The organism is Desulfosarcina alkanivorans, from assembly GCF_009688945.1.
Taxonomy (GTDB): Bacteria; Desulfobacterota; Desulfobacteria; order Desulfobacterales; family Desulfosarcinaceae; genus Desulfosarcina; species Desulfosarcina alkanivorans.
In genome coordinates this window covers 6,671,594-6,695,154 of record NZ_AP021874.1, presented here as the reverse complement: position 1 = coordinate 6,695,154, position 23,561 = coordinate 6,671,594, and the positions used below count along the sequence as shown (strand labels likewise).

General features: G+C 57.1%; 18 protein-coding genes. 3 read left to right on the top strand and 15 right to left on the bottom strand.

What is annotated here, in order from left to right; genetic code table 11:
• The first annotated feature begins 190 nt into the window (after nucleotides 1-190).
• From DSCA_RS29065 to DSCA_RS29055, 3 genes are all read left to right on the top strand, one after another.
• Nucleotides 191-1,384 (top strand): DegT/DnrJ/EryC1/StrS family aminotransferase, encoded by a 1,194-nt coding sequence (locus DSCA_RS29065; protein WP_155319772.1) that lies wholly within the window; start codon nucleotides 191-193, stop codon nucleotides 1,382-1,384.
• 183 nt (nucleotides 1,385-1,567) lie between these two features.
• Nucleotides 1,568-2,647 (top strand): iron-containing alcohol dehydrogenase family protein, encoded by a 1,080-nt coding sequence (locus DSCA_RS29060; protein WP_155319771.1) that lies wholly within the window; start codon nucleotides 1,568-1,570, stop codon nucleotides 2,645-2,647.
• Between the two features lie 49 nt (nucleotides 2,648-2,696).
• Nucleotides 2,697-6,464: an SIS domain-containing protein gene (locus DSCA_RS29055; RefSeq protein WP_155319770.1), complete on the top strand. Its 3,768-nt coding sequence runs from the start codon at nucleotides 2,697-2,699 to the stop codon at nucleotides 6,462-6,464.
• A gap of 7 nt (nucleotides 6,465-6,471) precedes the next feature.
• On the opposite strand, the gene DSCA_RS29050 is transcribed toward DSCA_RS29055, so the two are convergent.
• From DSCA_RS29050 to DSCA_RS28980, 15 genes are all read right to left on the bottom strand, one after another.
• On the bottom strand, nucleotides 6,472-7,275 hold the full coding sequence (locus DSCA_RS29050; RefSeq protein ID WP_155319769.1) for a DUF3786 domain-containing protein: 804 nt from the start codon (nucleotides 7,273-7,275) through the stop codon (nucleotides 6,472-6,474).
• Nucleotides 7,233-7,376: a glutamine amidotransferase-related protein gene (locus DSCA_RS33400; RefSeq protein WP_155319768.1), complete on the bottom strand. Its 144-nt coding sequence runs from the start codon at nucleotides 7,374-7,376 to the stop codon at nucleotides 7,233-7,235. The genes DSCA_RS29050 and DSCA_RS33400 overlap by 43 nt, the downstream gene beginning before the upstream one ends.
• A gap of 350 nt (nucleotides 7,377-7,726) precedes the next feature.
• Entirely contained in the window at nucleotides 7,727-9,034 is a 1,308-nt protein-coding gene (locus tag DSCA_RS29040) for an NAD(P)/FAD-dependent oxidoreductase (RefSeq protein ID WP_155319767.1), read from the bottom strand.
• A gap of 33 nt (nucleotides 9,035-9,067) precedes the next feature.
• Entirely contained in the window at nucleotides 9,068-10,567 is a 1,500-nt protein-coding gene (locus DSCA_RS29035; RefSeq protein WP_269434694.1) for a trimethylamine methyltransferase family protein, read from the bottom strand.
• A gap of 37 nt (nucleotides 10,568-10,604) precedes the next feature.
• Nucleotides 10,605-11,372 carry a FadR/GntR family transcriptional regulator gene (locus tag DSCA_RS29030; RefSeq protein ID WP_155319765.1) on the bottom strand — a complete coding sequence of 256 codons (768 nt, stop codon included), beginning with the start codon at nucleotides 11,370-11,372 and terminating at the stop codon, nucleotides 10,605-10,607.
• A 610-nt stretch (nucleotides 11,373-11,982) separates the two neighbouring features.
• Nucleotides 11,983-12,585, bottom strand: a complete 603-nt coding sequence (locus DSCA_RS29025; protein ID WP_155319764.1) for a GNAT family N-acetyltransferase — start codon at nucleotides 12,583-12,585, stop codon at nucleotides 11,983-11,985.
• A 142-nt stretch (nucleotides 12,586-12,727) separates the two neighbouring features.
• On the bottom strand, nucleotides 12,728-13,525 hold the full coding sequence (locus tag DSCA_RS29020; RefSeq protein WP_155319763.1) for an SPL family radical SAM protein: 798 nt from the start codon (nucleotides 13,523-13,525) through the stop codon (nucleotides 12,728-12,730).
• A gap of 392 nt (nucleotides 13,526-13,917) precedes the next feature.
• Nucleotides 13,918-14,961, bottom strand: a complete 1,044-nt coding sequence (locus DSCA_RS29015; protein ID WP_167528001.1) for a GGDEF domain-containing protein — start codon at nucleotides 14,959-14,961, stop codon at nucleotides 13,918-13,920.
• Nucleotides 14,962-15,678: 717 nt separating this feature from the next.
• On the bottom strand, nucleotides 15,679-17,148 hold the full coding sequence (locus DSCA_RS29010) for a leucyl aminopeptidase (protein WP_155319761.1): 1,470 nt from the start codon (nucleotides 17,146-17,148) through the stop codon (nucleotides 15,679-15,681).
• A 90-nt stretch (nucleotides 17,149-17,238) separates the two neighbouring features.
• The gene (locus DSCA_RS29005) at nucleotides 17,239-17,763 is read right to left on the bottom strand and encodes a peptidylprolyl isomerase (RefSeq protein ID WP_155319760.1); all 525 of its coding nucleotides are present in this window, start codon (nucleotides 17,761-17,763) and stop codon (nucleotides 17,239-17,241) included.
• Nucleotides 17,764-17,932: 169 nt separating this feature from the next.
• Nucleotides 17,933-18,517: a lipid-binding SYLF domain-containing protein gene (locus DSCA_RS29000; protein WP_231716312.1), complete on the bottom strand. Its 585-nt coding sequence runs from the start codon at nucleotides 18,515-18,517 to the stop codon at nucleotides 17,933-17,935.
• A gap of 109 nt (nucleotides 18,518-18,626) precedes the next feature.
• Complete coding sequence (locus tag DSCA_RS28995) at nucleotides 18,627-19,103, bottom strand: hypothetical protein (protein WP_155319759.1); 477 nt, start codon at nucleotides 19,101-19,103, stop codon at nucleotides 18,627-18,629.
• Nucleotides 19,104-19,681: 578 nt separating this feature from the next.
• Nucleotides 19,682-20,776 (bottom strand): tRNA-queuosine alpha-mannosyltransferase domain-containing protein, encoded by a 1,095-nt coding sequence (locus DSCA_RS28990; protein ID WP_155319758.1) that lies wholly within the window; start codon nucleotides 20,774-20,776, stop codon nucleotides 19,682-19,684.
• A 13-nt stretch (nucleotides 20,777-20,789) separates the two neighbouring features.
• Complete coding sequence (gene aroB / locus DSCA_RS28985) at nucleotides 20,790-21,824, bottom strand: 3-dehydroquinate synthase (protein WP_155319757.1); 1,035 nt, start codon at nucleotides 21,822-21,824, stop codon at nucleotides 20,790-20,792.
• Nucleotides 21,825-21,982: 158 nt separating this feature from the next.
• Nucleotides 21,983-23,398: a sigma-54 interaction domain-containing protein gene (locus DSCA_RS28980; protein WP_155319756.1), complete on the bottom strand. Its 1,416-nt coding sequence runs from the start codon at nucleotides 23,396-23,398 to the stop codon at nucleotides 21,983-21,985.
• Nucleotides 23,399-23,561: the final 163 nt, after the last annotated feature.

The window sequence follows — 23,561 nt, the reverse complement described above, 5'->3', positions numbered from 1 at the left end:
AAGGTTGAGGATGACTATGGGGTTTTCATCGTTAAAGCCAATATTAAAACGACTTCCATCTTTGCATTGTTCATTGAAAAAACTGTGAACTGTGAACCGATAACCGTAAACAGATACAAAGTTCATAACGCGCAATTTGGCTGTTCCATATTCGCTGGTTATCTATCGGAGTTATATAAGGAGATATATTATGCCCGGTTTTGAAATCTTCGGCGACGAAGAACGCAAGCAGGTCAACGATGTATTGGATACAGGCGTCCTGTTCCGCTATGGTTTTGACGCGGCCCGCAAGGGCCACTGGAAAGCCAGGACATTTGAGACGGAACTGGCCCGGCGACTGGGTGTTGAATACGCCCACCTGTGCGCCAGCGGCACCGCAGCCCTCTCTACGGCCATGGCCGCCTGCGGCGTCGGTGCCGGCGACGAGGTGATCGTTCCCCCCTTCACCTTTGTCGCGACGGTCGAGTCGGTGCTCATGGCCGGGGCGGTGCCGGTGTTTGCCGAGATCGACGAAACCCTCTGCCTGTCGCCGGAAGGTCTGGAAGCGGCCCTGACCCCGGCAACCAGGGCCGTCATTCCCGTTCACATGTGCGGCGCCATGGCCCGCATCGAGGAAATCAAAGCGATCTGCGACAAGAAAGGGCTGATTCTGCTGGAAGACGCCTGCCAGAGCGTGGGCGCCAGCTGCAACGGGAAAGCGCTGGGCAGCTTCGGCAAGGCCGGCTGCTTTTCCTTCGATCCGGTCAAGACCATCACCTGCGGAGAAGGCGGTGCCGTGGTCACCAACGACAGGGCGGTCTACGATGCCACCCATGCCCATGCCGACCACGGGCATGACCACATCGGCAATGACCGGGGCGCCGAAGACCACCTCTTTATCGGCGCCAACTACCGGATCAGCGAACTGAATGCGGCCGTGGGGCTGGCCCAGTTGCGGAAACTGGACTGGATCCTGGAAACCCAGCGGCGCAACAAGGCCGCCATCAAGGATGCCATATCGACCCTGCCCGGCATCACCTTCAGGCAGTTGCCGGACCCCGCGGGCGACTCGGCAACGTTTCTCTCTTTTTTCATGCCCGATCTAGAAACCGCCCGGCAGGCGGTCAAGTCCCTGGGCGCGGCCGGCGTGGACGGCTGCTTTCACTGGTTCGACAACAACTGGCACTACCTTCGCAAATGGGACCACTTCCATGCCATGAAAGCCTCGTCCCGACTGGCCGTCCAATGCCTGGCCAATTGCCCGGACTTCGGCTCCGTGGAAACCCCCCGGTCCGATGCCATCATGCAGCGGGCCATCTCCATGCAGATCAAGCTGGGGTGGACCGAAACGGAGCTGCAAACACGTGTGGAGAAAACGGTAAAGGCCTTGAAAACAATTGGTTAGGCCCCCTGATAGAAGGGTTCGGGGATTCAAGGGGGCAGGAATGGGAGGCAGGTGAAAGGGGTGATCCTCTTTTGAATACCTCGTTTCTTGTTCTTTCAGCCTTGGCACCATACCCTTGAACCTTAGAGAACGACGTCTCTTTGCTTTAAAACGCATAAGAAACCAACAAAAAAGGAAAACGATATGTTTCGCAACTTTAAAATGGTCTCCAAAGTGGTCTTCGGCCGCGGGTGCTTCTCGCAGCTGGGAGATATCCTCCAGGAGCAGCGCCAGGGCAGTGAATCGGTCATGGTGTTTCTGGTGGACGACGTGTTTAAAGACGGTTCGCTGGAGAACCGCCTGCCACGCAATGCCGACGACCTGCTCGTCTGGGTCAATGTCGATGACGAACCCAAGACCGTTTACGTCGACCAGCTGGTCATGCAGGTCAAAGCGCACATGGCCGGCAAGCAGGACAGCCACCCGTCGGGCGTTGTCGGCATCGGCGGCGGCAGTACCATGGACCTGGCCAAGGCCGTCTCCCTCATGCTCACCAACCGGGGATCGGCCGCCGACTACCAGGGGTGGGACTTGATCAAAAAACCGGCCGTCTACCATGCCGCCGTGCCCACCCTGTCCGGCACCGGCGCAGAGGTCTCCCGGACCACGGTGCTCACCGGCCCGCAAAAAAAACTGGGCATCAACTCCGACCACACCGTCTTCGACCAGATCGTCCTGGATCCGGAAATGATCGCCGATGCGCCCAACCCGCAGCGGTTTTACACCGGCATGGACTGCTACATCCACTGCGTGGAATCCCTGGAGGGCACCTACCTCAACAGTTTTTCCCGGGCCTACGGCGAAAAAGCCATGGACCTGTGCAGGGACGTGTTCCTCGACTCCCCCGAGGACGCCGACGACCGGCTGATGATGGCCTCCTACTGCGGCGGCATGAGCATCGCCTACTCACAGGTGGGCATCTGCCATGCACTTTCTTACGGCCTTTCATTCGTACTGGGCCTGCATCACGGCATCGGCAACTGTGTGGCGTTCGACTATCTGGAAGACTATTATCCCGAAGGGGTCGGGGAATTCCGGCAGATGATGGCGCGATCGGGAATCGATCTGCCGCGCAACCTGACGGCCGGCATCACCGATGACCAGATGAAAACGATGGTCGACGTGGCCCTGGTGCTGGAGCCCTTGTGGGAAAACGCCCTGGGCAGGGACTGGAAGACCGTCATGACCCGGGAAAAAATCAGTGATCTCTACCTGAAAATGTGACCCGCGGTCCGTTTCCACCGAGTACCCCTGACACCGAAAAGGCAAAGCTATGAAATATCAACTGATCGCCGCCGTGGCCAGGCACGCCGCATGCACCGTTGACCGTTTGCACCGGCACACCCGACGCCGGCTCTCCCGATTGCCCGCAGTCCGTTGGGGACGCCATCCGGCAACGGTGTCCGGACCGGCAGTGATCCTCTTTCCCTGCCGCCCCAACCGGCTGTGCTGCGGTCTGGCCGGCATTATCGCGGTCAAGGGCCGGGCCGAGCAGGCGACGGCCGTGGATCTGTCCGCCCTGCCGCCTCTGGTCGAGACGGCTGACAACGCCGGCCTGCAATCGGACCTTAAGCAATCCGAAGCCATCGTCGACGGCTATTTAGGAGGCCGGGGAACACACGACACCCTGCTGGCGGCGATCCGTTCCCTCAAGCAGGAAACGCCCTTTCTGGGCATCTTCAAAGATCCGGCGGCTCAGAAAACCCTGGCCCGGCTTTCCGACCGGCTGTCGGGGATCGTGCAACGGGAACAGGCGCTGCTGGTCCGCCAGGCGGGCAGTCTCGACACCCGGGCGGTGGATATCGTCTCCGCGCGCATCGAATCGCTCAAGGACATGATCTGGTGCCTGGATGTGGAACTGGCCGGCAACATCGAGCGCATCCGGTCGTTGATGCCTGCAGACGGCCATCAGGGGGCGGACCGCTGCATCACCGTTTTCAGGCAGATCAACGCCGTGCTCAACAGCATCGACCGGCTTGAAGTCCGGGGCCGGGATTCCGCGGGCATCTCCATCCTTTTTCACCTGCCGGAAGAGACCTACGACCGCCTCCAGGCCGAATTCAACCGCAAGGGGCAGGCGGCCGCATTCGATCAGCGGATGAATCGGGAGGTGCTGGGCAACAACAGCATCAGCATGAACCGCTCGACCACCGATGACGGCAAGCCCAGCGTGGCCCTGACGCTGGTCTACAAAATTGCCGCCGAGATCGGCAGCCTGGGAGACAACATCCGCTTCCTTCGCCGGCAGATCCGGGAGGATGCAATCCTGCAGCAGATTGCCGACGCCGAGCATTCGTTTCACACCGTGTCGTCCCATACGCGCTGGGCCTCGGTGGGTGCCATCACCGAACCCAACTGCCACCCGGTGGACAATACCGTCTCGGGGGACACCCTGAACGGCGGCCCCATCATCCATGCCTGTCTCAACGGCGATATCGACAACTACCTGGAACTCAGGGCCGCCATGGAGGCATCCGGGCGTTCGATTCCCCCATCGATCACCACGGACACCAAGATTATCCCCCTGCAGGTCGAGCGTTACCTGGAAACCGGTGCCGGCGTGGCCGAGGCCTTTCGGCTGGCGGTTAATGATTTCCAGGGGTCTCACGCCATCGCCATGCACACGGACCTGGCCCCGGGCAAATTTTTCCTGGCACAGAAAGGCAGCGGCCAGGCCGTGTTCGTGGGGCTGGCCAACGACCATTACATGCCCGCTTCAGAGGTGTACGGGTTCATCGAGGAAACAGCGAATTTTCTGAAAATGAACGGCGAACAGGTGGTGGACGGCAAGGCGGGAAAAACCCAGGGCCAGATCTTCGTCCTCGACCAGCGATCTTCCGGCGGGCTTTCCGGCATCTCGGCCATGTATTACGACGGCACCCCCATCGTGCTCACCGATACCGATATCAAACATACGGAAATCACGTCCCGGGATATCGACCGCCAGAACTTTCCCCATTATTTTTTGAAGGAGATCTCCGAAGCGCCCCTGTCGGTGGAGCGCACCCTGCTCAATCGCTGGAAAATTGCCGACAGCGGCGACGGTCCGCACTATGTCATTCATCTCGATGAACGGACCTTCCCGGGTGGCCTGGAAGCGGCCTTCGCCGAGGATCGCATCCGGCGCATCTTTTTCGTGGGCCAGGGCACTGCCGGCGTGGCCGCCCAGGCCTGTGCCGATATCCTGAAATCCTATCTGGCCGATCCCGCCATTCAGCTGCGCGCCCTCAAAGCCTCGGAACTCAGCGGATTCGAACTGAACGAGGGGGACGATAAAAACAGCATGGCCGACACCCTGGTCGTGGCCATCAGCCAGTCCGGCACCACCACCGACACCAACCGCACGGTCGACATGGTCAAGGCCCGCGGCGCACGGACCCTGGCCATCGTGAACCGGCGGGATTCGGACATCACTTTCAAGGTCGACGGCGTATTGTATACCTCCAGCGGCCGGGATATCGAGATGAGCGTGGCCTCCACCAAGGCCTTTTACTCGCAGATCGTCGCCGGGGCCCTGCTCGGGCTGAAGGTGGCCAGCATCACGGGCCGGCGCTCCTCCGAATTTCTCTCGGACCAGCTGGCCGAACTGCTGCAGATCCCCGGGCACATGCGCACCGTTCTGGCCATGGGCGAGTCCATCCAGGCGTCGGCCCGTCGACTGGCGGCCACCAAGACCTATTGGGCTGCCGTGGGCAGCGGCCCCAACAAGGCGTCTGCCGATGAAATTCGCATCAAGCTCAGCGAACTGTGCTACAAGACCATCTCCTCGGATTATGTCGAAGACAAGAAGCACATCGATCTCTCCTCCGAGCCGTTGATCATCGTCTGTGCCGCCGGCGCCAAGGGGACCGTCATCGGGGACATCATCAAGGACACGGCCATCTTCAAAGCCCACAAGGCCGCTCCGGTGGTCATCGCCGATGAAGGGGAGGAGCGTTTCGGTCCCTATGCCGACGATGTGTTTCACGTTCCCCAGGTGAGCCCCCAGTTCGCGCCCATTCTCAACACGCTGGTGGGACATATCTGGGGTTACCACGCCGCACTGGCCATTCACGAAGGTTCCCGTTTCCTGCACGACGTGCGCGAATCCATCCACAGCACCCTCGACGATCTGGCCGAACAGGGGCTGGACGTCTACGAGGTGGTGCTGGAAAAAACATTCCGTGAGAAAATCGCCGGCTTCTACCAGGCCTTTCGAAGCAGGCGCCGGGCCAGCCAATTCCCCACGGCCATCACCCATGCATCGGATTTGACCCTGCTGTTCAAATACCTGTCGGGCCGGCTCCCGCTGACCGATTTCGAAATGGATTTCGGTCTCAAGGGCACGGCCAAAAATGTGCTCAACACCCTGTTCCGGGTATTGGGAGAGTCCATCAACCTCATGTCCCGCCCGGTGGACGCCATCAAGCACCAGGCCAAGACCGTCACCGTAGGCACCAGCAGGATCAGCGAGCGGGTGGAGGGCATCCTTTTCGACGCCCTGGTCGATCACGCCCTGGATATCGCCCAGGTGATCAACCGCAACGTGATTGTCATGAAAAACATACAGGGGGTGATCGACCGCGTCAAAGGCAGCATTCTGTACCGCATTGACGGTCTGGGCCTGCTGGGGGACCCCACGGAACAGACCACCATCGACATCCTGAAAAAGACGGGCATCCTGGCCGAACTGCCCTCACGGGTAGAGACCGACAATGTCCTCAAGGGCACCAAACGCATCATTGTCGGCAAGGGCAACGTCTATATCGGCAAGGGAAGAAAAGACGGACGCAGCATCGTCGTCATCCCGGCCACGTCCGAAGATCCCACCGACGGCAGCCGCATCCGCTATCTGCTACTGCTGAACATCGCGTTCAAGGCGTCCATACCTCTGGACAGAAAAATCAAAGCGCTGGGTGGAAAGTATGAACACATCAAAAACATCGTCCAGGAAAACAGCATCCCCTGGGCCGACGCCTACCTGAATGATGTCCCCGTGGACGACCTGTTCGGCCGGTCGGCGGAAAAACTGGCCGAGGCGATGGTGGCACGCCGGGGCTGAAGAGGAATCAGGCACCATGCCGCAAGGCGATCTTCTTGAACATCAAAACCACACCTTCATTAAGTGTATAGATGGATTCAATGTCAAGATGATCATCAGATGCAGAATCAAAATAGATGTGAAGACTGGACTCAAGACCATCTTCCGGTTTCCAGTAGCAAACCATTATAGGAAGAAGAGGCAGGGGATACAAAACTATTGAAACATCTGAATCAATATGACTGACCATTTGTTTCCCGTCGAAAATTTCCAGCATATCTTTAAACAGATCCGTATAGTTATCGGCAACCCGTTTTAAGGGTTTTTCGCAACATTGTTGAAAATGGGCATATCGGGAAGGCCCGCCAGCCAACTCTCGAAATGTGATCCATTTTCCGTGGGGAGAGGTGCCCGAACCGTTCAAGATATAGTTTAATACCGGCACAGCCATATATGCATTGATATGAATTTCAGATGATATGTTGCCATCGGTATCCACACTGAAATCCTTACCAAAAACCTTTATGGTCAGTTTGTTTTGGGAAAACCGGGCGCCCAGGCGTGTCGCTGCTTCGGAAAGATCGATTAAAGAAATCTTATGCTTTAGCATTGCAATGGCTTCCGCTTTATACTCATCGATGGTATTGGGTTTCTCAATTGCCCCTCCATACCGGTCAATCACTTCTTTATCCAAATGTGGACACGCATGTATCGGTTTTTTCCCCTTAAACACGGCCACTGCAAATGCCAGACAGGTTTTTTCATTACATTCTCTACAGTTAGACCCATTCAACAATTTATAGATTTCCATGGGATTATTGATATGTGACATTCAAAAAAATTCCTTTTCTCAGATCTCAAATGAAATTCCACCCCACCGCCCATGGTCGTGGCGATGATCTGGTGGCCGTAGCAGATTCCCGATAGCGGCACCTGGCTATCCCTCTTTAAACGACCATGCCGTCAGTGACTCGGACAGGATAGAAAAAAACTTATTAAAAGGCAAAAAAATTAAGTCAACAAAAATAATGCCGGACAGAGAGCACTGATGGTGTAGATGGCCAGTGTATGCATCTCGTCGCGATGTACCGATTGACATTGTCAGCACGTTCATCCTCAGCACGCTTTGCTTTGGAGCCCCCGGCGAAACCTTGGGCCAATCTGCGATGTGGCAGCACGCCAATGGATTGAAAATTTTTACGAGAAAAAAAAGGGTGAAGCCAGTTGCTGGTTTCACCCTTTTGGATTGGTCAGAAGGGTTGACCGCGTTTTCACCGAATGGTTTATCCAATCACCGAGAAACTGGACGCACGGTTGATCTCGCGGTTGCGGCTGAAAAACCCGATATCCAATGACCGTTTGAGATACTTCATCCGATACTGCAGCGGATGTCGATCATGGTCGCCGCCCTTTTCACAATAGTCGATCAGTTCCGCCATGAAAGCGCCTGCCACGGGCGCATTTTTATACTGGTTGCCGCTGGTGCCGACGGCCATGTAGAAACCCGGCAGGTCGCTTTTGTCGTAGATGGGATACCAGTCGTCGCTGAGGTCATAAAGGCTGACCATCCCCCGGAGCTGGTTGGGAACGGGAAGACCGGGGATGCGAATCCCTGCACGCAGGACCTGAACCCGGGCCTGATCCGTAAAATTGGGGTTGTAGTTGTCTGGATCAACGTACTCGAGGGAATCGCAGGCCGGTTCCTCGCTTCCAATGAGCCAATGGTTGCCCAGTTCCGGCCGGGAGTAGACACCGGTGTCACTGTCGGACATCATGACGCCGTTGCGTTCCCAGTCCACCCCCTCCGGGCTTTCGACATGGGCCACCTCCACACGAAGCGCCCGGGTTTTGATCTTCATCCGGGTCTCCACACCGGCCATCTGATTGATCTGGTGCGAGTGAGGTCCTGAAACGTTGACGACGACGGGTGCCCCGATCTCCATTCCGCCGGCAAGCCGGACACCATCCACACGCCCATTCCTTTTCAGTATCGCCACCACCTCCGCATTGAAGCGATAATCGGCCCCCGCCGCACGCGCCGCAACCTCCACGTTGTGGGCGGATTGTTTGGGGTCGCTGACATACCCGGACTCCGGCACATAGATGGCGCCCGCGATGCGGTCCCGGGTGGGGGTTCCAAAGGCCGGGTCGTCCAGCGTTTTCTGGGGATGGTAGGCGCGCAGATCCGGATCGGGCAGAAACGCGTCAATCGTTTCCGGTTCCAGGTCCAGGTAACCGATGCCCATCTCGTCCAGGGCGGCCTTAACGTTCTCGAGGTTCCGGTTGACCTCGGTTTTGAAAATCAGATTGCCCGTATTTTTATAAGACGCCATGCCTGTTGGATCCGGCGTCTTGAGATAGCGCTTCCAGTCCAACCAGTAGTAGTAGCCTTCCCTGGCAAGGGCTACCCCCTGGGGGGTGGAGTAGTGCAGGCGGATAATGGCGCAGCTGGCGGCCGTCGTTCCAAAACCTGAACCGCCCAGCTTGTCGACGACCAGACTGCGGCGGCCGCTCCTGGCCAGCTCATAAGCGATGCAGTTGCCGATGATTCCGGCGCCAATCACGATGACATCATATCTCAGTTTGTTCATCCGGATAAACCTTTCTCTATAGCCAAACGCGGCTTACGCTTTTTCCAGTTGGGCGAGAAGTTCCCGTTCCGCCTCCCTTCTGAGGCGCTCCAGTTCAGCCATCGTCTTGTCGGAAAGCGCCTTCGGGGTATGGGATTCCAGAATGGAGACGGTCGCGTCGCGGGTGCGGTCCGCCATTGTCTGCCGCCCGGCCTGGGTCCATGTCTCGATGGCAGTCTGGTCCAGCAGGCCGGGCCGCCACAACTCATCTTTGAAATGGTTCATGGTGTGCCGCTGCTGCAAAAAATGGCCCCGCGGTCCCACGGCCTCGATGACGTCCCGCGCCAGGGTCTCGCGGTTGACGGTAATGCCGCTGACGAAACGTTTGGCCATACCGATGATTTCATTGCCCATGACCAGCTGTTCAAGACTGCAGATCATGCCGGCGGCCATGTAGCCGACGTCGTGAATCAGGTTGAGTCCTCCCATGCCCTGGCTTAAAATCGAAAAGGCGGCCTCCAGTCCTGCCTGGGCATCCAGTCCTTTCGAATCAGTCGCACCGGCCAGCCCCCATGTGGGCAGATTGAAGGACTGGGCCACCTCCGCCTGGGCACATTGCCCCAGGCTCAGCTCCGGGGCCCCCATGGTGTTGAGGGCCGTGGTCATGTTGAGAACGGCTGCGTTGGCGCTCATGGCCACCGGACACCCGGGGTTCCGCAGCTGGGCGATGACGATGTGAATGATGGCCTCAGCCGTCATCTGGGCTGTCACCCCCGCCAGGGTCACCGGGCCGGTAGCACCGGCCTGGATAGTGGAACCGGGAAGCTGAGGCATGAACCGATCGGCGGAGACGAAGATGCGTTCGATCGTGTCGTCAGGATAGAAGAGCGGCGCGATGCCCTCGGGATAGGCGATGACAAAAGGCTTCTCCTTCAGGGCGTCCATACCGCCGGCGACAACCGCTGCCATTTCATAGACATACGCGCACCCCAGGGGGGTGTACCCGATAAACACCATCGGTTTGGTCGTGTTGGCCGCCACCGTGGGGAACTCGTTGACATCCGCTGTATTGAGCGGCACGTCACTGGAGGACCCCATGGGCATGACGAAGTCGATATTCTCACAGGCATCGGCCACCCTGGCGCCATTGGCGATGTCGGTCAATCCAGTGGCCCTGATTTCGCCCGTATACACATCCCGGGTATAGGGGCTGGCGGTAGATGTACCGTAGTGGCTTTTGCGACCTTCCACCTCCATGGCGCGACGGCCATCGCGGTCGTAGATGGTCCATCCTTTGGGCGTTGTCGCCAGACAGGCCTCGGCGATGTGCCGCGGGAGCCGAATCCGGTCCGCCTTCACCCAGGCCCCTGCGTCGGCCAGCATCTTCTGCGCCTCCTTATGGAAACAGACGAAACCGACCTTCTCGACGATGTCAAAAGCGGCCTGCTTAATTTCCCAGATCTGATCGTCGGAAAAAATCCGCATTCGGATTGAACTTGACTGGGTCTGTCCCGATTGCAGCATGGTGGTCCTCTTCCTTCTTTTTCGCTTGATTGACGTTCCTCAAAATAAAAAACGGTCCAGGCCGGATCTATCCGACGTCTTCCATCGCCTGTGCGAGCGTCCGATCACATAAGTTCTTCTCTTTCAAATAGGTTTCATACACCCGCCGGTAATTTAAATGGTGGGCCCGAATTACCGTGGTCGCTTTGTGGATATCGCCCTTGGCCATTGCGTCGAGGATGTCATGCCAGTCCGCCAGCGCTGCCGCCATCTCTGTTTCCGAGTTCGGTAAAAAGCGCATGACTTTCCAGGTGCTCGCCGTGATGGTATTCAGCACCAGGCCATACAGCGGGTTTCCAGAGAGAACCGCCATCGTTCTGTGCAGTTTTTTTTCGATCTCGAAAAACGCCTGGTGGTCACCCCCATTGTTTTCAGCGGCCCATTCCATTTTTCTGTATATCTCTCTCAGGTGGCGGATATCCGCCGCCGTTGCCTTATAGATCGCCGACTCGAAGGCGAGGACTTCGATATTGCTGCGAAACTCGAACAATTGACTCAAGCTGACCTGGCCCAAACGGATCATCAGGTCCAGGTTCTCACCGAATCTGAGTCCACTTTTGGGGTCTACGAAAGAGCCACCGCCTTTGCCCTTTCGGATAGTGATAAGGCCCTTTTGTTCCAGAACCCGCAGGGCTTCCCGGATGGTCGTGCGGGAGGCCTGGAACGCGCCCTGCAGTTCTCTTTCCGGAGGGAGCTTGGCCCCCTCAACCAGTTCCGCCCGGACGATGGCATTCTCGATTTGCTGGATGACGTCTTGAACGACGCCTTTTTTCCGGGTCTGTTTGAATGTAACCACTTAACCCCCTCTGATCTTGGCCGTGTTTTTATGGTACGACCAATAAGTATTATTTTCTTGAGGCTACGATTTTGCCGTTTAATCTGATCTGATTGGCTTGGTCAACATTTCAGCCTTAGCAGAGGCCACGCACATAACTATATATTAAATATATTATTATGTGGTTGGCTTCTTTTTAATTTAACCTTTCCATAACGGCTTTAGACCAGATTTGCCTTTGTCGCGTCAAGGTATAAACGGTTTGCAAGTGGAGAAAATGTAAAATTGGTGGTTTATATGGTCGGTCCATAAAAAGAGGATCGGACGATTTCCATTATTCTGAACCACCAGGGCGCTGCCTGGCGTTGGGAAGGCAGTGACCGGTTGGGGGAACAAACGTACCGGGCCTTGGTGCGCCTGTTCATGAATATTGAGGTCTCCCCCAACATTTCAGAATCATCGGCAGTCAGCGATTACTGGCCCGTTCTGGTCTCGCGGGTGGGAAAACGAATCCAACTTTTGATCGAAAACGGCCGCCACCTGGTGATGTTGTGGCCGCCCGTCCAATAACAGGCCTTTTGCAGCAGTTTTGTGCAACCGGAGTGCGCGTGTGGCTGGCCTTGGCCATTGGTCAACATTTCGAACGATCCTGTCGATTCATGCGATCTCTTGACATGTATCGATTTTGGACATCGAATATTTCGGACTCTCCAACGATGTTGAACCCGAATTTCTCATAAAAGCGCACATTTTTATCCCCCTCTGTTTCCAGGTAGGCCTTTGCCAGGCAGGCATCCACTTCCCTGCAGAAACGCTCCATGAGGATGGAACCGATACCTGAGCCCTGCCGACCCGGCAGCACGCCAATCGGCCCCAGATGCCAATGCTGCTCCGATGGGTCGTGACGGTCCCACTCCGCATGCCATACAGACTTGCGCCAGCCGATATCATTTTCATATATTGCGGCTTTGGAGACGCCGGCAACTTTTCGCCCCTGGCATGACGTCATCCGCATCACCCCGATAATCGTTCGTTTTTCTTTTGCCAGAAAGACAATGCCGGGCAATTCAACCAGAAGGGTATAAAACATGTTTTCAATTTCCAGGCGTTCTGTCTCACCGTTGCCCTGAAAAACAGCAACGTGGAGAGGATTGTTGAGCATCGCCACACTGAGAACGGTTGCGGATTCCCGGATATCATTTTTTTCCATCAATGAGATCTGAAAGGTGCCCATATTCGTTCCTTTTGGGGGGATAGAGGGTCGACATCCGTGACGCGGCGCACCTGCAGGGCCCTTGCCCTTCAACGGGTGCGGCGCTTTGCGCGCCGCAGCAAAAGCCTTGCTGGGCCTTTTCTCGACAATCAACAAGAAATTCCTACAAACGGATGTTCAGGTTCAACTGTCGATCATTTTTAAGCCTCACCAGATCACCTCTTAGCTGTGCCCAAAAATCATGTTCTTTTGAGAATACAGCCGACGCAATCGGCTCAAGCAAACCGGGAAACTCGCGGTTTAGAATCTTATGCATATATAACCAGTTCCGGCCCGAACGATCGTCGATACCAAGACCGTATATCCAGATAACCTCAGTGCATGGCGCCAGCAGTTCTATCAACTGGATCGCATCCGTAAGATAAGGGATGACCGGACAGAGCAACGCAGCGGTTCTTACCCCTGCCCTTTTCAGTTCACGGAGGGCTTCAATTCTTTTCTCATTGTCAACGGTATTGGCCTCGAACAGGCAGCGCGTTCGATCATCATTGAATGCCACCGAGAAACTGACCGATGCCCGGTTCATTTTTTGTAACAGGTCCGTGTCACGCAACACCAGGTCGGATTTGGTCAGGATACTTGCTGAAAAGCCTTTTTTCAGCATCAGCTCAAGCACTTGGCGGGTTTGTCGGTATTCCGCCTCACACGGCTGATACGAATCGGTTTGCCAGCCCATATATATGGTCTGGGGTGCAATTGTTGCCAGTTCAGATTCCAGCTGGCGGGTGATGTCCTCATGAATGTGGATCTCTTCCCGCCAATCCGTTTCAGCCTGGTTGAGCGCGTAGCAGTAATAACAATAATGTTCACATCCGATATACGGATCGACCTGGTAGTTCAGGCCCGCTAAAGTGCAGGGGGTCAGGACAGGGCGCTTGCTGCACGGCTTGATGTTCGCCATTTTATCTCCCTTGACTACGGCATCTTGCCCGGATGCACCCTTGCCTGTCTGACATTGCCCGGGAACGATTTATGGAAAAGGCGCTTTTCATCCAGCCGGCAAAAGATGCACTGCCTTGCGGTTGTATGCGGCTCAAACAGCTGAGTGTCCGGAGTACCGTAAAAGCCTGTGGGGGAATTGGAAAAACGGCATATGAGGAGACCAGCGATACGCACAAGAAAGATGCGGCCACCCGGGGAAAAAGCCCCGGGCATCGCAGGGCGGTTTACCCCCCGACTGATCCACAGGTGAAGCACTCCAGTCACGAAGCGCCTCTCATCCAAGCGAACCCAGTTTGTCCCATCGATGGGAACCAATTCGGCGTCACCCTTGCCGCCGCCGCGCTGAATCGCTCAGCCGGTTTCAACGCCGGGCCGATTCAGGCTCAATCCGACCCGATCCTTTCCGGTGTTTTTGACCCGGAACATGGCCTGGTCGGCCAGGGCCAGCAACGCCTTGATATCGCCGGCATGATCAGGAAAGGTCGCGACACCGAAACTGGCCGTCACCTGAACGCTGCGCCCCCAGCGTGCCAGAAACGTGGCGGCTCTGATGGATTCTCGAATCTCGCGGGCGGTCTCAGCCGCCTGGCCGCTGTCGGCATCCGGCAGCACCACCACGAACTCATCCCCGCCATAAGCCACGGCAAAGGATGACGCGTCAAGGCACCCTTTTATCTTCTGGCCCACTTCCCGCAGGGTCCGGCTGCCATTCAGGTGGCCTTCCGCGTCGACAACCGTCTTGAAATCATCGATGTCCAGAAAAATAAGTGAAAAACACCCTCCCCCGGCCTTACACTTTGCCATAAGGGCTTCCAGGGAACGATAAAGATGGCGCTGGTTGTATAGACCGGTCAGACTGTCCCGGATGGCCATATCGCGCAATTTTCTGAATCGGCGGGTGTTCTCCATCCCAATGGCCAGATAGTCTGAGATCAGGGCCAGCAAGGTAATGCTCGCCTCGTCCAGGGATCTGGGATTGACCATTTCCAGAACCCCCAGGGTGCGGCCGGCGAACAGGATGGGAACACACACCAGGGACTCGGTGCGGCAGCCGGACAGTTCATCCACCTTGCCGTGAAAAAATTCATATTGCCTGACATCCTCCAGCACGAGCAGTTCCTGCGTCAAGGCGCATCTCCCGGCCGCGCTCTGTCCCAGGGGCAGCCGGAACGTTTTCATCTGCTCGAGATCGAGATCGATGCTCAGCTCGAATCTCAATGTTTCCGTGGTCTCGTCCAGAAGCAGAAGCGACCATGTCTCCGAAGGGAAAAGCCTGGAAATTTTTTCCATGATTCGCTTCAACAGCCGGTTCGGGTCCAGCTCGGAAGTCAGGGCTTTCCCAAATTCCAGACAGCTCAACAATTGTTCACGGCTTAGCCTGCTACCCGATTTCATTTTCACTCCCTGCGGTCGAGGCCTGGCAATTGCCGCCACCCGTCCATCTGAAAATGTCGGGATCCGGGCACCCGCCATGGGATCATCGACGGACATATCACCGTTAATGGATAGCGCCTTCAGGTATGAAGCATCAAATATAGGGGCATCTCAGGATCAGGATTTTCAAAACAGCCGTTGCGACAGGAAGGAAGAAGGCAGCGGTGAATCACTGTCATTACGTATGAATATGATGGGATGATCCTGGTGGTCAAGCGGAAAATAGGGCTCCGGGAGCTGTGTTTTTTGGAAACAAGCGGCTGCTCTTTACGAATTCAGCGCCGCCGCTCCGTTGAACGAGGATTGAACACTGATGAAACTTGTGCGTTTTCATACACGTTGAAGAGCAATTAAAATTCTCAAAAGCCACACAGATGCCTGCGATGTTGGACGATGGGCAACAAATCGACATCTCAGCAGATACAGGGCGCGTTTTACGAACCAGATCTGAAAATACCAGTTGTTTTATTCAATTTTTCCATTCGGTGTTTTGGTTTGAGATATGGGACGGCCGGGAAAAATTCCCGGCCGTGGGTATGGCCATTACCTTTAATTCGATTCGCCGCGGCTGAACGTTTCCCTTTCAAGCCCCCGCCCCCGGTACTTCCACCCCCGGGGTTCCATTCATTGTCCCGGGAATCCGATGGATTTCCGATTTCAGACGGCCGGCAGCCGATCTCATATCTTTTCGATCAAATCGCACAACAGCCGCACGCCGAAACCGGTGCCGCCGGCCCCGCAGTAGTCTGACGCCTTCTTGGCCCAGGCCGGCCCGGCGATGTCAATGTGCGCCCAGCGCGTGTCGCCGACAAATTCAGAGAGAAACAGGGCCGCCGTGATGGCACCGCCCCAGCGCCCGCTGCTTACGTTGTTCAGATCGGCGAAGTCATTTTTCAAAAGTTCCCTGTAGTCTTCGGGAAGGGGCAGCGGCCAGCAGCGTTCGTGGGTCTTCTCCCCCGAGGCGACAATGGCATCGGCCAGCGATGGGTCTTTTGTGAACACACCGGCAATCTTCTCACCCAGGGCAACGACACAGGCACCGGTAAGGGTGGCCAGGTCGATCATGGTGTCCGGCTTGTAGCGTCTGATGGCCCAGGCCATGGCATCGACGAGTATCAGGCGCCCCTCGGCATCGGTATTGCCGATCTCGATGGTTTTACCATCATAGGATCGAATGATATCCCCGGGCCGGATCGCCGTACCCGACGGCATGTTCTCCACCAGGGGCATGACGCCCACCACCTTGACACCCGGTTTGAGGCGGGCCACGGCCATCATGGTGCCGGCCACGGCGGCGGCGCCGGACATGTCCATCTTCATGGTCTCGATGCTTCCCGAAGGCTTCAGGTTGATACCGCCCGAATCAAACGTCACGCCTTTGCCGACAAGAACCAGGGTTTTCTTGGCACCCCGGGGGGCATATTCGAGGATGACCAGACGGGGTGTGGCGCTGCTGCCCTGACCGACGGCCAGCATGGCGCCGAATTTTTGTTTTTCCAGCCAGCGGTCATCCCTGACGCTGACCTTCAACCCCGCCGACGTGGCGGCCTTTTGGATCATCTCCGCAAATGCGGCAGGACGCTTGTCATTGGAGGGTGTCGTCACCCACTCCCTGGCCATCACCGTGGCGTCGCATACGGCCGCCACCGAGGCGGCCAGCCCGGCATACGCCTTTTTCTGGGCGGCAGTGGCCGTAAGGATGATCTTTTTTACCGGCGTCTTTTCTCGCTTCTGCTTGTAGCGGTCAAAAATATGATTACCCAGGCAGGCCCCTTCCATCAAGGCGCCGAATAGGGTTCCGGCATCCATTTTCAGATTGGCGGCCGACGGGGTGGCAACGGTTATGGCGGTCAGCCCGGCATCGATGCAGAACGTTACCGCTTTGCCGGCAAAGACCCTGAAGACCTCCCCATCAAGATCATCGAGGCTGCCGAGCCCGAAAAAAACGACCCGGTTGATGCGGGTTCCAGCAGGTTGAAAAAGGGTGACCCGGTCGCCCTTTTGCCCCTTGAACGCCGCTATGGTCTTCGCTGTGTCGATCAATGACCGCGACGTCTGGTCGGCATGGATATCGTGATCTTCACATACGGGCACCACCAGGGTGTCCACCTTCACACGTTTCAGATTGACGGTTTTGAGTTCAAGCATGCTTGCCCCTTTCGTGGAGGCCCCGTCAGATGACGGGATGGGGGGGGTGATCGCCCTGGTGGTGCGGCGGTTACGTCGCGGACAGCGCAGTTATCGCCGGATGGTGACCTTCTCCATGACCACAGGCTCCTTGGGCTTGTCCATGGGGCCGGTGGCCACCGAACCGATCTTCATAACCACGTCCAGTCCTTCGGTCACTTTGCCGAACACCGAGTGGCGGTCGTCGAGGTGGGGCGTGGGGCCCAGGGTCACGAAAAACTGGCTGCCGTTGGTGCCCGGGCCGGCATTGGCCATGGAGAGCACACCGGGGCCGTCGTGCCTGAGAGAGGCGTCGAACTCGTCTTTAAACTGATAGCCCGGCCCACCGGTGCCGTTGCCGAAGGGGCAGCCGCCCTGAATGACAAATCCTTCGATCACACGGTGAAAACCCAGGCCGTCATAGTAGTTGCCGCCCCTGGCGGTCTCCTGCCGTCCTTCGGCCAGGTTGATGAAATTCCAAACGGTTTCCGGGCATTCCTTGGCATAAAGCTCGGCCTCGAAGGTCCCCATGCTGGTCTCGAAAACCGCCGTCGCCCGATCGATCTCTTCCTTGTAGCTCTCCTTCTGGTTCGACATTGACTTCTCCTTGTTCATGGAATGAAAAACCACGCCGCGCGCGGACGTGGAACGGGTTGCGTTTAAACGGGCAATATAGTGACGTCTGTCCGTAGTGTCAATGTCACACACACCGGAAGACCGATCGGGTCATCGGCTTAATTTGGGGTGTTTGATATGGGTGGGCACGTCACTGCTTGTTGGCCGTATAGCTGAACTTCTGCCCGCCGATTGTTGCTTCGTACATCAACCCCCCTTTGGCATGAACGAACACTGCCATCCCTTTGCGATAGCGCGTCTCGGCCTGTGCACCGGTGGCCGGACCGGCGCTGGCTCCGGCCGTGGCGCCTTCGGTACCGGCTTTGGCCTGCACGCCGGCGGTGATGGCCACAGCAGAAACGCCGGCGTCAAATTCAAAGTTGCCGCCGGTAAATTCCTCGAAGGCACGCTTATCCTCGAAAAAAATCATCTGGCTGAAAGCCTGCCCACCCAATTGAAAACCAAACGTCGCTTTGAACAGTTTGGCGATTCCGGTAGGCACACCCTGCGCATACACCTGTCCGGAGCCGTATGCACCGCCGATGCCGATGCCCCCCTTGCCCACGGTGGGAAAGACCGCGTAACCGTAGCAGTCTTCGAAGAAGGGCGCGACCGTATCAGACTTTTTAAAAACATTGATCGTACTGGCATATTTGTCGGCATGGGCCGTATTGAAGCAAATCAGGGCCAAAACCAGGGCAACCGGTAAAACCATCCATCGCGTTGTTCTCATCATGTAATCTCCTCTTCTTAAGATTATCAGGCGACTCGCCAGGAGACAGCCATGGCCTCCTCTGAAGCCGTAAATCCCGGCAGCATTCGTTTGCGCATGCACGAGTCGGATTTCAATTGGCCGGCACGGTTATCACCGGCGTAAAGGCATCGGGGCTTCCTCTCTCCTTAAAGGAGAATAGGACGATCAAAAGATTAAACATGAATTTTGAATCGTCATCCCGATCATCGATCCAGCACCAGCGGTCCCGGTAATGAACGGAAACAAAAGCGTCGTCCGGACTTGTCGTACCATTGTGGGCATGAATCAAGGGTTGGGCCGGTATTTTCTTCGACCCACCGGCCTGCCCGTCCGAACCCATTGGAATTTCATTAAAATCAGATACCTGCGTGTCGATACAGGAAGCGTATGCGGTCATAATTTGCATCATCGACCGGTTGAGGACGGCGATCTCCTTGTTATCCAGTGCGAACTTGCCATGCACGACCTTGAATTCATTGACATGGAGATCCAAACCGAGCAGTTTCTTCAGCCGGCAAAGGTTCTCTTCGGCAGCGGCGTTGGCCGTCGGCCGGAAAATGATCACCATTTTGACCCCTTTTTTCTCCCATGAGGGGGGGTATAGGTAATGGTCGGCCGATCGGTGTGATTGCCAAGACCCTGTCACCTGAGGCGATAAGGATGCCCCCTGCGGAACTCACCTCCTGCCAGGCGATGCTTCGTTTTTAACGATTTTCGAACAGTTTCTCACCAGAAACCTTTCGCGGTACGTTTGATGCCCTCTGGCAAGCGTGTCCCCAGGAACCGGAGTGCGGACTGACATGGAGCATGCTGGCACGCCTCTATTCCCTCAATTACAGCCTGGAGTTGTTCGACCTGCCCCCCCATCGAACAAGCCGCAGCCTTTGCCGAGCGAAGCGTAAAATTAGCCCCGACCAACCAACGGGTCAGGCTGTTCTGGGATCCGCTGTTGAAGGCCGCGAATCTGGGTTGGCTGGGAAAAATTGATGAGGGAGGTGCAGGCGGGAAAAGATCTTCTCAACTGCAAGTCCGACTTCCCCGAACGCGGCCGCGTGTTGATCCGGCACTACATCAAATTCGATGACATCGTCAAAAAGGTGATCGACGGGTTGGGCCGCGTCGGGATCGCCGCTGCGCAAGCCGGTATCAGGTCGCCATCGACGAAAGCAGATCCAGCTCCCGGTCATACCGCTCAACCACAGAGGGCCAGGCGTGGCGGGCCATCATCCCGGAAAGCACCTTCCGGTCACCGGCAAATCGCCCCGGATGCCGCAGGATTTCAGCGAGTTTTTCCACCAGGTCATCTTCGCCCCGATAGAGAAACGCGTCGTGGAATTCTGGGGGCAACACTTCGGGATAGGAGAGCCGGTCCGGCAGCAGCGGCAGGCAGCCGTGGCGCATGGCCTCCACCACGGAAATGCCGAAGTTCTCCTGATTGGCGGTGCTGACAACGGCGGCTCCCTTTTTCAGCCACTCCTGATACGCCCCCCGGGATTCGACGAACCCGTAGTGAACGATCTTCTCACCGAAACGGGATCGGGCGGCGACAAACGCCTTTGGCTGGACCTGGTAGTTCTCACCCAAAAGGGCAATCCGGAAGTCGATCCCCATGCAGTCCACACGGTCCAGGGCGGTAAAAAAAGCCTCCGGATTCTTGTCAAACTCCCAGCGGTGGTTCCAGACGATCAACGGCGGCCCCGGTGGCAGCGGTGGAAGGGGAACGGGCGCTGCGTCAAAACGGCACCCGGGGTGGAGAACACCGGCCTTTTTGCGGATGGCGTCGACGGCCCAGTGGGGTTTGAACTCCGGCATCCGGCCGATAAAACCGGGCAGGGCGGCAAAAAACTGATCGTAGTGGAACCGCGAATTGAACAGGACCCGGTCCGCACAAAGGGCCGTGGTGATATCGGTAAAACCGAACTGCATGTCCATGCGTTCCCCCGGCGCCAGCGGATAGGTCAACTGGTTTTCGTGAAAATAGACCAGCGTCGGCGGGCGGCGGCCGGGGCACAGGGCGGTGAAATCGGACAGGCTCATCAGGCCGCTGGTAATGATCCCGTCGTAGGCGGACACGTCGTCGATGGTGCGTACAAAGTGAAGGGCGGCACCGCGCATGCGCCACTTCCAGAACCGGGCGGGAAGCGTCATCAGGTGTATATCGTGCCGCGAGTGGGCCGCCAGCCCCCGGGCAAAATCCTGGTGGGACCCCCCGTAAAACGGTTCAATGAAAAGAAAACGCATCGGGGATGAGTTCCTATGCGATCCCGGCGGATTTGGCCAGACGGGAGAGTTCCTCGAACGCCAGATCTTCCACACAGGCATGCCCCGGCCTGTCCAGAAAAACGAAATGGATCCGGTCGCCTTCACGCTTCTTGTCTTTTCTCATGGCCGCCAGCATGGCGGACACCGCCACGGGAGGCCGGACCGGCAGCCCGTAACTGTGGACGATCCGCTCGAGGCGCCGGGCGTCGTTTCTGCCCAGCAGGCCTTTTTCGACGGACAGCCGGGCGGCCAGCACCATGCCGATGCCCACGGCTTCACCGTGGGGAATGCCGGTCAGCTTTTCAAGGGCATGCCCGAAGGTGTGTCCGAAATTGAGCTTGCGCCGCTCGCCCTGCTCCCGCTCATCGCGGGTGACCACCCCGGCCTTGATCTCCACGGAGCGGTAAACCAGGTGCCGGATAATGGCCGCATCCAGATCCAGGGCGGCGTCCCGGTGGTTTTCGAGAAAGTCCAGCATGGACGGGTCGGCAATGGCCCCGTGCTTGATGATTTCGGCAAAACCGCAAAGCAGTTCCCGAACCGGCAGGCTTTTGAGCAACCCCAGGTCACAGATGACGAAATCGGGCTGATTGAACACGCCCACCATGTTCTTATAGCCACCGAAATTGACCCCGTTCTTGCCCCCCACGCTGGCATCCACCTGCGCCAGCAGGGTGGTCGCGACAAACCCGAAACGGGCGCCGCGCATGTACGTGGAGGCCGCGAAACCGGCGATATCGCAGACGATCCCGCCTCCGAGGCCCAGGATGAAAGTGGACCGGTCCGCCTCCAGGTCGACCAGACGGCTGAAAATGGTCGTCACCGTTTCCAGGGTTTTGATCTTCTCCCCCACGCCAATGGCAATGACCGGACAGTCGGGAAACTGATCCCGGTATAGACCTTCGACCGTGCTGTCGGTGATGATCACCGTCCGCCGCGCCTCGATATACCGTTTCAGGTTGGCGATGGATTCTCCCACCATTATCTGGGAAGATCCGGATGCACCTCTGACCAATAATTTTTTCATAACCAGACCACCATTGGATGTATGTGATGGTAGAACCGGCAGGAGAAGCCAGCGCGTCCCATGTCGTTGCTTCCTTTAGCACAGCAGGACCGGATGGAAAAGCCAAACCGGTGAATCCGCCATCGACCAAAATCCATCCGCCGCCAGGCTCCGGCGGATTAACGCTTGAAGTCCTCTTTTCGCAGGCCCAGCCGCTTCATTTTGTTGTAAAGGCCCCGGGAATGGATCCCGGCGATGCGGGCCGCCTGGTTGACCCGGCCCTTTGTTTTTGACAGGACCCGTTCAAGGTAAATCCGCGTCACCCTGTCCATCACCTCCTGCTGGATTTCAGGAAGGGTCCTGCTCAACAGGTCGTCGGCTTCCAGCATCATTCCCTGCATGGGCGTTCCATCGGCAACCCCATCGCCATGGAACACATTGGGCAGTTCAGCCATACCGATCACCGGGTTGCGGCACAAGAGGATGGCCCGTTCGATAACGTTCATCAATTCGCGCACGTTGCCCGGCCAGTCATAGCGGCACAGGGCGCTGAGCGCCGGTTCGGAAAAACCGCTGATTTCCCGGCCGATCTTGTAGCGAAACAGGGTGGTAAAGCGCCTCACCATTGCGGGAATATCTTCCTTGCGATGGCGCAGGGGCGGTATCGTAAGCGTCAACACGCTCAGTCGGTAATACAGGTCCTGCCTGAAGGTTCCCTGGGTGACAGCCGATTCCAGATCCCGGTTGGTCGCGGCGATCACCCGGACATCCAGTTCGACAATGTTTTCTCCCCCCAGGGGTTTGACTTCATAATCCTGCAGGACGCGCAGCAGTTTGGTTTGAAGATGCAGGGGCATTTCGCCGATTTCATCCAGGAAGATGGTTCCTCCGTGAGCCAGTTCAAAGGCACCCCGGCGATAGCGCAGCGCACCCGTAAAGGCCCCCTGCTCGTGGCCGAACAGTTCGCTCTCGAGCAGGTTCTCGGGCATGGCCGCCATGTTGATGGAAATGAAGGGGCCCACCGAACGGGGACTCTGGGCATGAATGGCCCTGGCCAGGTGCTCCTTGCCGACACCGGTTTCACCGGTCAGCAGGATGGGGGAGTCACTGGGAATAATCTGCTGGACGTCCTCGATGAAAACCTGCATGGCCCGGCTTTCCATGACAAAGTCCGAAATCTTCGGTTCGACAATGCCCCTCCGGTCAATGCGTTTGCGCTGGATGAACTGGCGTCGGGATTCCAGGGCCGAATCGATCGCCTCGTAAAGACGGGTTCGCGACAAGCCCGCGTACAAAACGACATCGGCCCCGGCCGCAGCGAGGTGGGCGTGTTCCTCCAGGGATTCGCTGCCATGAATGATGATCGTGGTGGGGCTTTCCGGCAGATCGTTGAGAATGGCAATGCCGTTTTCGATCGGACGAAGGACATAGGCGTCGCTGATGACGATGACATCCATACCGCTGCGTAATGCATGCTGCCATACCGAACGGGGTGGACCGAACACCTCCACCCGGACATCGGTATCCGAAAGTTTCTTTGCCAGATAGCGTTGCAGGCGACTGTCCTTAATCGCTACCCCTACCCGGATAAGCATGCCGGCACCTCCACGCTCACGGAATCATGGTACAGCCTCTGATCGAAAGCCAATGTACTGCCATCTCAAAAAAAAAGCAAAATAATACCGAAAAAAACCGTTCAAATTAGCGTTCGCAAGGTGATAATACTTTCAACAAGCTGTATTTATAATTAAAAAAAGA